This is a genomic window from Mycolicibacterium chitae, from assembly GCF_900637205.1.
Taxonomy (GTDB): Bacteria; Actinomycetota; Actinomycetes; order Mycobacteriales; family Mycobacteriaceae; genus Mycobacterium; species Mycobacterium chitae.
Window position 1 is genome coordinate 552944 of sequence record NZ_LR134355.1, and the last position, 11917, is coordinate 564860.

At 67.6% G+C, this 11917-nt stretch carries 12 protein-coding genes; all 12 read left to right on the top strand.

Features of this window, described 5'->3' with window-relative positions; all coding sequences use genetic code 11:
• The first annotated feature begins 64 nt into the window (after positions 1-64).
• The 12 genes from EL338_RS02535 to EL338_RS02590 all read left to right on the top strand — a co-directional run bounded on the left by EL338_RS02535 (position 65) and on the right by EL338_RS02590 (position 11911).
• The gene (locus EL338_RS02535) at positions 65-256 is read left to right on the top strand and encodes a ferredoxin (RefSeq protein WP_126332298.1); all 192 of its coding nucleotides are present in this window, start codon (positions 65-67) and stop codon (positions 254-256) included.
• 12 nt (positions 257-268) lie between these two features.
• On the top strand, positions 269-1198 hold the full coding sequence (locus tag EL338_RS02540) for a 3-oxoacyl-ACP reductase (protein ID WP_235666349.1): 930 nt from the start codon (positions 269-271) through the stop codon (positions 1196-1198).
• 274 nt (positions 1199-1472) lie between these two features.
• Positions 1473-2237, top strand: a complete 765-nt coding sequence (locus tag EL338_RS02545; RefSeq protein WP_126332299.1) for an MlaE family ABC transporter permease — start codon at positions 1473-1475, stop codon at positions 2235-2237.
• Positions 2238-2292: 55 nt separating this feature from the next.
• The gene (locus EL338_RS02550; protein WP_126332300.1) at positions 2293-3135 is read left to right on the top strand and encodes an MlaE family ABC transporter permease; all 843 of its coding nucleotides are present in this window, start codon (positions 2293-2295) and stop codon (positions 3133-3135) included.
• Positions 3136-3138: 3 nt separating this feature from the next.
• The gene (locus tag EL338_RS02555; RefSeq protein ID WP_126332301.1) at positions 3139-4338 is read left to right on the top strand and encodes an MCE family protein; all 1200 of its coding nucleotides are present in this window, start codon (positions 3139-3141) and stop codon (positions 4336-4338) included.
• Positions 4338-5378, top strand: a complete 1041-nt coding sequence (locus EL338_RS02560; RefSeq protein ID WP_126332302.1) for an MCE family protein — start codon at positions 4338-4340, stop codon at positions 5376-5378. Before EL338_RS02555 ends, EL338_RS02560 begins: the two co-directional genes overlap by 1 nt.
• Entirely contained in the window at positions 5365-6423 is a 1059-nt protein-coding gene (locus EL338_RS02565) for an MCE family protein (RefSeq protein ID WP_126332303.1), read from the top strand. The genes EL338_RS02560 and EL338_RS02565 overlap by 14 nt, the downstream gene beginning before the upstream one ends.
• Entirely contained in the window at positions 6420-7832 is a 1413-nt protein-coding gene (locus tag EL338_RS02570) for an MCE family protein (protein WP_126332304.1), read from the top strand. Before EL338_RS02565 ends, EL338_RS02570 begins: the two co-directional genes overlap by 4 nt.
• Positions 7832-9028, top strand: a complete 1197-nt coding sequence (locus EL338_RS02575; RefSeq protein ID WP_126332305.1) for an MCE family protein — start codon at positions 7832-7834, stop codon at positions 9026-9028. Before EL338_RS02570 ends, EL338_RS02575 begins: the two co-directional genes overlap by 1 nt.
• Entirely contained in the window at positions 9028-10716 is a 1689-nt protein-coding gene (locus EL338_RS02580; RefSeq protein ID WP_126332306.1) for an MCE family protein, read from the top strand. Before EL338_RS02575 ends, EL338_RS02580 begins: the two co-directional genes overlap by 1 nt.
• Positions 10716-11417 (top strand): Rv1363c family protein, encoded by a 702-nt coding sequence (locus tag EL338_RS02585; protein ID WP_126332307.1) that lies wholly within the window; start codon positions 10716-10718, stop codon positions 11415-11417. Before EL338_RS02580 ends, EL338_RS02585 begins: the two co-directional genes overlap by 1 nt.
• Positions 11417-11911, top strand: a complete 495-nt coding sequence (locus tag EL338_RS02590) for a mammalian cell entry protein (protein WP_126332308.1) — start codon at positions 11417-11419, stop codon at positions 11909-11911. The genes EL338_RS02585 and EL338_RS02590 overlap by 1 nt, the downstream gene beginning before the upstream one ends.
• Positions 11912-11917: the final 6 nt, after the last annotated feature.

Here is an 11917-nt window from a genome sequence, read left to right on the forward strand (position 1 = left end):
GGGGACCTATTCTGATTGCGAACCTGTCCGAACAGCCCCGGAACAGGAGTGGGAGGAGATTGCGATGCGCGTGAAAGTTGACCGCGATCGATGTGAAGGTAACGCGATTTGCGTGGGAATTGCCCCGGACCTGTTCGACCTCGACGATGACGAGTACGCCGTGATGAAGGTCGACGTGATCCCGCCTGACCAAGAAGAACTGGCGCTGCGCGCCGTCGCCGAGTGCCCGCGCGCCGCGCTGAGCCGGGAAGACTAGAGGTATTCGTAAGTGACATCGAATGTGACGCAGGATCCGGCCGCGTTGGACCTGTCCGGGAAGGTCGCGGTGGTCACCGGCGCGGCCGCCGGACTGGGCCGCGCGGAGGCCATCGGGTTGGCCCGTTCCGGCGCGACAGTCGTGGTGAACGACATCGCCAAGGCGCTCGACGAGTCCGATGTGCTCGACGAGATCGCCGCGGCCGGCGGCAAGGGTGTCGCCGTGGCCGGTGACATCAGCGCCCGTGCCACCGCGGACGAACTGGTGTCCACCGCGGACGGTCTCGGCGGGCTGAGCGTCGTCGTCAACAACGCGGGCATCACCCGGGACCGGATGCTGTTCAACATGTCCGACGAGGACTTCGACGCCGTCATCGCGGTGCACCTGCGCGGGCATTTCCTGCTCACCCGCAACGCGGCCGCGTACTGGCGCGACAAGGCCAAGCAGGCCGACGACGGCAAGGTCTACGGCCGACTGGTGAACACCTCCTCGGAGGCGGGTCTCGGCGGCCCGCCCGGGCAGGCCAACTACGGCGCCGCGAAGGCCGGCATCACCGCGCTGACCGTCTCGGCGGCGCGCGGTCTGAGCCGCTACGGCGTGCGCGCCAACGTCATCTGCCCGCGGGCCCGCACGCCGATGACCGCGGAGACCTTCGGGGCGGCACCCGAACTGGCCGAGGGCGAGGTGGACGCGCTGGCGCCCGAGCATGTCGTCACGCTGGTTCGATACCTGGCGGCTCCGGCCTCCGAAGCGGTCAACGGGCAGGTCTTCATCGTTTATGGTCCATCTGTGGCGCTGGTGGCGGCGCCCGTGCTGGAACAGACTTTCAGCGCGACGGGAGACGCGTGGGATCCCGGGGCGCTGAGCGGGGCACTGGGGCAATACTTTGCCGATCGGGACCCCGAGCGGATGTTCTCGTCCGTGGGCCTGCTCGACAATTGACGCCTCCGGCAATGGCGGGGAGGGTAGATTCGCGACTAGAACACGTTCTAGAATGGCCTGCGTCACAATCGCTGTGACCTGGACAAATCCGGGGCTTTTGTCTCAATATCGGAGCTTTGACACTGCGAACACGTTCTAGTTACTATGATCCGTCTCACCTGGCGGGCGTCCGGATTGACACCGGATGCGGTCGTCGGGATCGAGGTTTCGGGGGCTTCGCCAAGGCTGTGGACGGATGTCGGACAAGCCGTCTCGAGCGAGAAGGGAACCAAGGTTGATCGAACAGCTCGCGGTTCCGGCTCGGGCCGTGGGCGGCTTCTTCGAGATGTCGATCGACACGTTCCGGGCGATGTTCCGCCGCCCGTTCCAGTTCCGCGAATTTCTCGATCAGACGTGGATGATCGCCCGCGTCTCGCTGGTCCCCACGCTGCTGGTGTCCATCCCGTTCACCGTCCTCGTCGCGTTCACGCTCAACATCCTGCTCCGGGAGATCGGTGCCGCCGACCTGTCCGGCGCCGGCACGGCGTTCGGCACCGTGACCCAGCTGGGCCCGGTAGTGACCGTGCTGGTGGTCGCCGGCGCCGGCGCCACCGCGATCTGTGCCGACCTGGGCGCGCGCACCATCCGCGAGGAGATCGACGCGATGCGGGTACTGGGCATCGACCCGATCCACCGCCTCGTCGTTCCGCGGGTGCTCGCCTCGACCGTGGTGGCGCTGCTGCTCAACGGCCTGGTATGCGCCATCGGCATCTCCGGCGGCTACGCCTTCTCGGTGTTCCTGCAGGGGGTCAACCCGGGGGCGTTCATCAACGGACTGACGGTGCTGACCGGGCTGCCCGAGCTGCTGCTGGCCGAGGTCAAAGCGCTGCTGTTCGGCGTCGTCGCGGGCCTGGTCGGCTGCTACCGCGGGCTGACCGTCAAGGGCGGTCCCAAGGGGGTCGGCACGGCGGTCAACGAGACCGTCGTCTACGCCTTCATCTGTCTGTTCGTCATCAACGTGTTGATGACCGCGATCGGGGTGCGGGTGCTCGAATCATGACGCGCGTGAGGATCGCAGCGAAGCGAGGACCGGAGCGCGCGGCGGGAGACTGGCCATGAGCTTCGACGCCACGCTGCGCTTCCGGCGCCTCGTCTCCGGCCTGCCGAAAACCTTCGACAGCTTCGGTGAGCAGGCGCTGTTCTTCGGGGAATCGTTGCGCTACATCCCCAATGCGCTCAACCGCTATCGGCGCGAAACCGTCCGGCTGATCGCCGAGATGACGATGGGCACCGGGGCCCTGGCGATCATCGGCGGCACCGTGGGCGTCGCGGCCTTCCTGACCTTGGCCTCCGGCGGCGTCATCGCGGTGCAGGGCTACTCGTCGCTGGGCAACATCGGCATCGAGGCGCTGACCGGATTCCTCTCGGCGTTCCTCAACGTGCGCGTGGTGGCGCCGATCGTCGCGGGGATCGCGCTGGCCGCCACCATCGGTGCGGGCACCACGGCCCAACTCGGGGCCATGCGGGTCGCCGAGGAGATCGACGCCGTCGAATCGATGGCGGTGCACTCGGTGTCCTACCTGGTCTCCACCCGGCTCATCGCGGGGCTGATCACGATCATCCCGCTGTACTCGCTGGCGGTGCTGGCGTCGTTCTTCGCCGCGCGGTTCACGACGGTCTTCATCAACGGTCAGTCCGCCGGCCTGTATGACCACTACTTCAACACCTTCCTGGTGCCCACCGACTTGATGTGGTCCTTCCTGCAGGCCATCGTCATGTCGGTCGCGGTGATGCTGGTGCACACCTATTACGGCTACAACGCCTCCGGCGGGCCGGTCGGCGTCGGCATCGCCGTCGGCCAGGCGGTGCGGACCTCGCTGATCGTCGTCGTCGTGATCACCCTGTTCATCTCGCTCGCCGTCTACGGCGGGTCCGGCAACTTCAACCTCTCCGGGTAAGGCATGGCGGACGGCACAGCGAATCGGACCCACGTGCGGGTGGCGGCTGCGATCATGGCCGCGATCCTGGTGGCGGCCGCCGTCATCACCTACCTGGGGTACAGCGCCGCGTTCACCGCGACCGACGACATCACCGTGATGTCGCCGCGCGCCGGTCTGGTGATGGAGCAGGACGCCAAGGTCAAGTACCGCGGCATCCAGATCGGCAAGGTCAAGAAGATCGAGTACGCGGGCGAACAGGCGAAGCTGACGCTGGCCGTGGACCGCAGTCAACTGCGTTACGTGCCGTCGAATGCGCACGTGCAGATCGCCGGCAACACCATCTTCGGCGCCAAGTCCGTGGAGTTCACCCCGCCGGAGTCCCCCGAGGGCCCGATGCAGCCCGGTACGACGGTGCGGGCCTCCGCGGTGCAACTCGAGGTCAACACGCTGTTCCAGAAGCTGACCGAGGTGCTGCACAAGATCGATCCGGTCAACCTCAACGCCACCCTCTCGGCGCTCGGCGAGGGCCTGCGCGGCAACGGTGACGACCTCGGCGCCATGCTGGCGGGCCTGAACAGCTATCTGGGACAGCTCAATCCCAAGCTGCCCACCCTGCAGGCCGACATCGCCCAGGCGGCCACCGTCGCCAACATCTACGCCGACGCGGCGCCGGACCTGACCCGCGTGTTCGACAACGCGCCGGCGCTCAGCGCGACGATCATCGACCAGGAGGGCAACCTCAACGCCACCCTGTTGGCGGCCACCGGGTTGGCCAACAACGCCTACGAGACCCTGGCCCCGGCCGCCGAGGACTACGTCGCCGCGATCCAGCGCCTGCGCGCCCCGGCCAAGCTGCTCGGCGAGTACTCGCCGATGATCGGCTGCCTGTTGTCGGCCATGGTGACCGCCGCCGATCGCTTCGGTCCGATCATCGGCGGCACGCGGCCGGGTCTGTTCGTGTCGTCGAACTTCCTGCCGGGCTCGCCGGCCTACACGTACCCGGAGAGCCTGCCGGTGGTCAACGCCTCCGGCGGTCCGAACTGCCGTGGCCTGCCGGACATCCCGAGCAAGCAGTTCGGCGGATCCTGGTTCCGCTCGCCGTTCCTGGTGACCGACAACGCCTACGTCCCGTACCAGCCGAACACCGAGTTGCAGTTCGACGCGCCGTCGACCCTGCAGTTCCTGTTCAACGGGGCCTATGCGGAACGGGACGACTTCTGATGGGGCAGCGCGGAGTGCTGGCCAAGGTCAGTGTGTTCACCGTGGTGATGCTGTTGGTCGCCGCGGGGCTGGTGGTCGTCTTCGGCGAGTTCCGCTTCGCCTCCGGACACACATACCACGCCAACTTCGACAACGCCTCGCGGCTCGAGTCCGGTCAGGACGTCCGCATCGCCGGCGTCCCGGTGGGCACGGTCAAGTCGGTGAAGCTGGCCGACGACAACAGCGTCGACGTCACGTTCGACGTCAACAAGCGCTATCAGCTCTACACCTCGACGCGCGCGCTGATCCGGTACGAGAACCTCGTCGGGGACCGCTACCTCGAGATCACCTCGGGCCCCGGCGAATTGCGCAAGCTCCCCCCGGGCGGCACCATCATCCGGGAGCAGACCGACCCGGCGCTCGACCTCGACGCACTACTCGGCGGCCTGCGTCCGGTGCTCAAGGGGCTCGACGGCAACAAGGTGAACGAGGTGAGCAACGCCGTCATCGAGTTGCTGCAGGGGCAGGGCGGCGCGCTGTCGGAAATGCTGTCCAGCACCAGCTCGTTCACCACCGATCTGGCCGCGCGTGATCAGCTGATCGGCGACGTCATCGCCAACCTGAACACCGTGCTCGCAACCGTGGACGAGAAGGGCGCCCAGTTCGACACGAGCGTCGACCATTTGCAGCAGTTGATCAGTGGGCTGGCGCAGAATTCCGACACCATCGCCGGGGCGATCCCGCCGTTGGCGGCCGCGGAGGCCGACCTCACCGACATGCTGCAGAAGAGCCGCAGGCCGGTACAGGGCGTGCTGGAGAATCTGCGGCCGCTGGCGACCAAGTTCGACGAGCGCAAGCAGGACCTCAACGACGTCATCGAACCGCTCGCCGAGAATTACCTGCGGCTCAACGCCCTCGGCGCCTACGGCTCGTTCTTCAACATCTTCTACTGCTCGGTCCGGTTGAAGTTCAACGGCCCGGCCGGCAGCGACATCTTGGTTCCATTCGGCGGACCGCCGGACCCGTCCAAGGGGAGGTGCGCTCCACTTGAGGAGAACTGACGACTCCAATCCGCTCCGGACCGGCATCTTCGGCATCGCCGTGGTGGTGTGCCTGGTCCTGGTGTCCTTCGGCTACACCAAGTTGCCGTTCTGGCCGCAGGGTAAGACTTACGAAGCATTCTTCACCGACGCCGGCGGCATCGCCCCGGGCGACGATGTCAACGTCTCGGGTATCAAGGTGGGCCAAGTCAATTCGGTCGGCCTGGCGGGCAACGCCGCGAAGGCGACCTTCACCGTCGATCGCAACATCCAGGTCGGGGACCAGACCCTGGTCGCCATCAAGACCGACACGGTGCTGGGCCAGAAGTCGCTGGACGTCACGCCTGCCGGCGGCGGGTCGGTCAGCAGCATCCCGCTGGGACGCACCACCACGCCGTACACACTGAACGCCGCATTGCAGGACCTCGGCGCGAACACGGCGGCCCTGGACAAACCCAAGTTCCAGGAAGCGCTGCAGACGCTCACCGACACCCTGGCCGACGCCACGCCGCAACTGCGGTCGACACTGGATGGCGTCACCGATCTCTCGCGCGCCATCAACACCCGGGACGAGGCGCTCGGCGAGTTGCTTGCGCACGCCCGGTCGGTGTCCCAGACGCTGGGGCAGCGCGCCGAGCAGGTCAACAGCTTGATCGTCGACGGCAACCAGCTGTTCGCCGCGCTCGATGAGCGTCGCGCCGCGCTGTCCAACCTCATCGCCGGCATCGACGATGTCTCCGTGCAGATCTCGGGTTTCGTCGCCGACAACCGCGAACAGTTCGGCCCCACGCTGAGCAAGCTGAACCTGGTGGTCGACAACCTCAACGAACGCAAGGAGCACATCAGCGAGGCGCTCAAGCGGCTGCCGCCGTACGCCACCACACTCGGCGAGGTCGTGGGCTCGGGACCGGGGTTCCAGATCAACCTCTACGGACTGCCGCCCGCGGCAATTTCGGAGATGCTGCTCGACGCCTACTTCCAGCCCGGAAAGCTGCCCGACAGCCTGTCGGACTACCTGAAGGGCCTCGTTGCCGAGCGCCTGATCATTAGGCCGAAGTCACCATGACCGATACCTCAACTACGCGCCGTTTCGGCAACCGCGGACTCCTCATCGGCTTGGTGGTCGCCCTGGTGGCGGTGCTGGCCGTCGGCCTGTACGCATTGTGGCCGGGCCGCGGCACCTACAAGGTGATCGGGTTGTTCTCCACCGCGGTTGGGCTGTATCCGGGCGACGACGTGCGTGTCGTCGGGGTGCCGGTCGGAACCATCGACTCGATCGAGCCGCGCGCCGGCGATGTCAAGATCACGATGTCGGTGGACGACGACGTGAAGCTTCCCGCCGATGCGCACGCAATCATCGTGTCGCCAAACCTGGTGGCGGCCAGATTCGTTCAGCTCACGCCGGCCTACGACGCCGGCGGCCCCGACGGTGGCGGGCCGGTGCTGGCCGACGGCGCGACCATCGGACTGGACTCCACCGGTGTTCCCGTCGAATGGGACGAGGTCAAGGACGAACTGACCAAGCTGTCGCAGACTCTCGGCCCGGGCGAGGACGGTTTACAGGGCCCGCTGAGCGAATTCGTCGATCAGGCCGCGACGACTTTCGACGGCAATGGCGATTCGTTCCGCGACGCATTGCGCGAACTCTCCCAGACTGCCGGCCGCCTCGGCGATTCGCGCACCGACCTGTTCGGCACCGTCCGTAACCTCCAGGTTCTGGTCAACGCGCTGTCGCAGAGCAACGAGCAGATCGTCCAGTTCTCCAGCCACGTCGCGTCGGTCTCCCAGGTGCTGGCCGAGAGTTCAGCGGGCCTCGACGACACGCTGGGAACCCTCAATACGGCGCTCGGAGATGTGCGGGGCTTCCTCGACGAGAACAACGAGACGTTGATCGGCACGGTGGACAAGCTGACGGAGTTCACCACGCTGCTGTCCAACCAGAGCGAGGACATCGAGCAAGTGCTGCACATCACGCCGAACGGGTTGGTGAACTTCTACAACATCTACAACCCGGCGCAGGGCACCCTCGCGGGGCTGTTGTCGCTGCCCAACTTCGCCAACCCGGTCCAGTTCATCTGCGGTGGCACCTTCGACGTCAGTGAGACGGCCGGCGCCGACAACATCAAGCGCTCCGAGATCTGTAAGCAGCGGATGGGTCCGGTGTTGCGACGTATCACGATGAACTTCCCGCCGGTGATGTTCCATCCGATCAACAGCATCACCGCCTACAAGGGCCAGATCATCTACGACACCCCGGCCACCGAGGCCAAGGCCCGCACGCCCGTGCCGTACCTGCAGTGGGAGCCCGCACCCGGGGTGACCCCGCCGTCGATCCCGCCCGGCACCAACCTCGGTGATCTGGTGCTGCCGCCGCCGGCCGTGCCGGGGCAGATTTCACCCGGACCCGGTCACGCCCCGGGGACCGCACCCGGCGCCCCCGGCCCCGCGCCGGGCCCGACGGAGGGTGGCGGCTGATGACCACTCGAACGAGGAGAACAGGGTTGCGCGGCAACGGTTTCCGAGCGGTCGCGCTGGCTTCCGGCGTCACCTTGCTGGCCGGCTGTTCGTTCGGCGGGCTCAACTCGGTGAACATGCCCGGCACCAAGGGGCACGGTTCGGGGGCGTACACGATCACCGTCGAACTACCGGATGTCGCGACGTTGCCGCAGAACTCCCCGGTCATGGTCGACGACGTGACCGTGGGCAGCGTCTCCGGGATCGACGCCGTGCAGCGCCCGGACGGAACCTTCTATGCGGCCGTGCAGCTGTCGCTGGAACCGGAGGTCGACCTGCCGGCCAACGCCACCGCGCGGGTGGCCCAGACCTCGCTGCTCGGTTCGCAACACATCGAACTGGCCCCGCCGCTCACCGACCCCGCCGACGCCCGGCTCACCGAGGGCGGTCACATCCCGCAGAGCCGGACCGGTCGGTACCCGACCACCGAGGAGGTGCTGTCCTCCCTCGGTGTGGTCGTCAACAAGGGCAATCTCGGTGCCCTGCAGGACATCACCGACGAGGTGTACGCCGCCGTGGCCGGTCGCACCGGCACCTTCGCCGGCCTGGTGCCGCGGCTGGCCGAGCTCACCGCGTCGCTGCGGGATCAGACCGACGACATCCTGGCCGCCGTCGACGGACTGAACCGATTCGCCGCGACCCTGGCCAACAGCAAGGACAGCCTGGGCCGCACGCTGGACACCCTGCCGGTGGCGTTGGAGGTGCTCAACCGCAACCGCGCCAACATCGTCGAGGCGTTCACCGCGCTGGGGCGCGTCGGCACGGTGGCCGCGGACGTACTCGCCCGGACCAAGGTGGATTTCGCGGCGTCGTTCAAGGAGTTGTACCCCGTGGTCAAGGCCTTCGCGGAGAACGCCGACAACCTGGTCTCGGCGATGCCGTTCATCACGACGTTCCCGTTCCACAGCAAGTACCTGCGCAACGCGGTGCGCGGTGACTACCTGAACGTGTACGTCACCTTCGATCTGACGCTGCGCCGGTTCGGTGAGTCGGTCTTCACGACGTCCGGACTGGACCCGAATATGAAGCACATGTCCGAGGTGATCAATCCGCCGGAGTTCCTGACCGGTCAGCTGGCCAACCTGTCCGGGCAGGCCGCCGACCCGTTCGAGATCCCGCCGGGCGTCCCGGACGAGGACGAGGAGGCGCCGCGCTGATGCTCGACCGGCTATCCCGAATCCAGCTGATGATCTTCTCGGTCATCACCGTGCTCACCGTCGGCGCCATCGTCATCTTCTATCTGCAGTTGCCCGCCAAGGTCGGCATCGGCTCCTACAAGGTGGACGCGAACTTCGTTGCGGGCGGCGGCATCTACGGCAACGCCAACGTGACCTACCGCGGGGTGACCGTGGGTCGGGTCGACTCCGTCGGGCTGACCGACAACGGCGTGGTGGCCCACATGCGGCTCAACAGCAACACCCCGGTGCCCGAGAACGTCACGGCCACGGTCAAGAGCGTCTCGGCGGTCGGTGAGCAGTACATCGACCTGGTGCCGCCCGAGGATGCCTCGGCGGAGATGCTGCGCAACGGGTCGAGCATCGGCCAGGACCGCACCGCCATCGGCCAGGACATCGCCGGCCTGCTCACCGAGGCCGACGCCCTGGTCAGCAGCATCAGCAACAGTCGGCTGCAGGACGTGCTGGCCGAAACCTTCAAGGCGTTCAACGGATCCGGGCCTGAGCTGGCCCGGGTGATAGAGTCGGCGCGCGGCCTGGTCGACGAGGCCAACGCCAACTACGGCCAGACGGCCGCGCTCATCGACGAGGTCGGACCGTTCCTGGACGCGCAGATCCGCAGCGGCGACGACATCAAGTCGATCGCCGACGGCTTGGCCCGGTTCACCACCGAACTCAACAATGCCGACCCGCAACTGCGCGAGGTGCTCGCGACCGCGCCGGGCGCGGCCGATACGGTCAACACCGCGTTCTCCGGCATCCGGCCCAACTTCCCGATGCTGGCCGCCAACCTGGCCAACTTCGGCCGGGTCGGGGTGATCTACAACAAGTCGATCGAGCAGGCGCTGGTCATCTTCCCGGCGCTGATCGCGGCGCTGATCACCGTCGCCGGCGGCGTCCCGATGGACGAGGGCGGCAAGCTGGACTTCAAGATCGACCTCGGTGACCCGCCGCCGTGCTCCGTGGGCTTCCTGCCGGCCACCACCATCCGGTCCCCGGCCGACGAGACCGTGCGCGACCTGCCGAAAGACATGTACTGCAAGGTCGCCCAGAACGACCCGATGGTGGTCCGCGGCGCCCGCAACTACCCGTGCATGGAGTTCCCCGGCAAGCGCGCGCCCACCGTGCAGCTGTGCCGCGACCCGCAGGGCTACGTGCCGATCGGCAGCAACCCGTGGCGCGGTCCGCCGATCCCGTACGACACCCCGATCGGGGACGGCCGGAATATCCTGCCGCCCAACAAGTTCCCGAACATCCCGCCGCAGGCGGACTACGATCCGGGGCCGCCCTCGGTGCAGTTGCCCCCCGGTGTGCCCCCCGGCCCGGGCCCGGCCCCGCACGCACCGTTCCCGCTGCCGGTGCCGCCCAGCGACCCCGGCGTGCAACCCGCGCCGTGGCCGTTCTTCGCGCCGCCGGATCACCAGGTGCCGCCGTATGCGCGCCAGCCCGTGCCGCCGCCGGGGCAGTCCCCGCCGCCGCCGGGAGAGGCACCGCTGCCCGCCGAGGTCCCGACGCCGCAGGCCGCCGGACCCGCCTACGCTACGTATGATCAGAACGGAAAATTCGTCGACCCGACCGACGGGGGCACCGGGGTGCTGGCCGCGGCCGATGTGAACCATCGGCCCGCCGAGAACTGGGTCGAACTGATGCTGGATCCGAGGCAGGTGTAATGACGGAACAACCGACTTCGACGCCCGACCCGGCGCCGAAGCCGGTTCGACGGCGTGCGTCCCGGGCCGCGGGGCCCACCTCCGAACCGGCCGCGGCCACCACCGTGACGAGCCGCATCGAGGCCCCCGGCAGCGGCAAGGCATCATCGCCGGCCATCGGTGCCGGTCCGCCCGCCCGGCGGCAACCCCACCGCCGCGCGGTCGCCGGGATCGCTGCGGCCGTCGGCGTGGTCCTGCTGGCGGTGTTGGGGACCGCGACCGGAGTGCTGTTGACGCAGAAGAACGCCGCGGACGCCACGGCGGAGCGCGAGCAGCGCTTCGTCGCCACCGGTGAGCAGACCGTGGTGAACATGTTCTCCTACACCCCGGACACCATCGACGACAGCGTGAACCGCTTCGTCGACGGCACCAGCGGGCCGCTGCGCGACATGATGAGCCAGCCCGGCAACGTCGAGAACCTGAAGGCGCTCTTCCGCGACACCAACGCCACCTCCGAGGCCGTGGTGAACGGCGCCGCGCTCGAGGACATCGACGAGGATCGCGACAACGCGTCGGTGTTGGTCGCGGTGCGGGTCACGGTGACCGACATCGACGGGGTCAACAAACCGTCGCAGGCCTACCGGCTGCGCGTCATCGTGCACGAGGACGACGCCGGCCGGATGACCGGCTGGGATCTGCGCTATCCCGACGGAGGCAACTGATGGGGCGGGCAACCCGCGGACTGCTGACCGCGCTGTCGGTGATCGTCACCGCGGCGATCATCGCGCTGGGTGGCTGGTTCGGCGGACTGTACTGGGACCGGGTCGAGACCAACGCGGCGCAGAGCGCCCGTGCCGAGCTGGCTCGCCTTGCCGCCGAACAGGTTCCGCAGATCTTCGGCTACGACTACCAGACTGTGGAACGCAGCCTCACCGAGGCCTATGACCTGCTCACGCCGGAGTATCGCCGCGAATTCCGGGACCGCTCCGCCAACGACATCATCCCGCAGGCCCGCGAGCGTCAGGTGGTCAGCCAGGCCAACGTCGTGGGCGCCGGGGTGCTCGAGGCCGGGCGGACGTCCGGTTCGGTGCTGGTGTTCATGAACCGCACCGTCACCGACGAGTCCAAGCAGCCCGTCTACGACGGCAGCCGCCTGCGCGTCGACTACCAGAAGGTCGACGGCAAGTGGCTGATCAACTACATCACACCCATCTGAGGCACA

What these genes read in the sequence shown, in the direction of transcription:
- EL338_RS02535 (WP_126332298.1), top strand. Translation starts at nt 65, where the DNA reads ATGCGCGTGAAAGTTGACCGCGATCGATGTGAAGGTAACGCGATTTGC.
- EL338_RS02550 (WP_126332300.1), top strand. Translation starts at nt 2,293, where the DNA reads ATGAGCTTCGACGCCACGCTGCGCTTCCGGCGCCTCGTCTCCGGCCTG.
- EL338_RS02555 (WP_126332301.1), top strand. Translation starts at nt 3,139, where the DNA reads ATGGCGGACGGCACAGCGAATCGGACCCACGTGCGGGTGGCGGCTGCG.
- EL338_RS02560 (WP_126332302.1), top strand. Translation starts at nt 4,338, where the DNA reads ATGGGGCAGCGCGGAGTGCTGGCCAAGGTCAGTGTGTTCACCGTGGTG.
- EL338_RS02570 (WP_126332304.1), top strand. Translation starts at nt 6,420, where the DNA reads ATGACCGATACCTCAACTACGCGCCGTTTCGGCAACCGCGGACTCCTC.
- EL338_RS02575 (WP_126332305.1), top strand. Translation starts at nt 7,832, where the DNA reads ATGACCACTCGAACGAGGAGAACAGGGTTGCGCGGCAACGGTTTCCGA.
- EL338_RS02580 (WP_126332306.1), top strand. Translation starts at nt 9,028, where the DNA reads ATGCTCGACCGGCTATCCCGAATCCAGCTGATGATCTTCTCGGTCATC.
- EL338_RS02585 (WP_126332307.1), top strand. Translation starts at nt 10,716, where the DNA reads ATGACGGAACAACCGACTTCGACGCCCGACCCGGCGCCGAAGCCGGTT.
- EL338_RS02590 (WP_126332308.1), top strand. Translation starts at nt 11,417, where the DNA reads ATGGGGCGGGCAACCCGCGGACTGCTGACCGCGCTGTCGGTGATCGTC.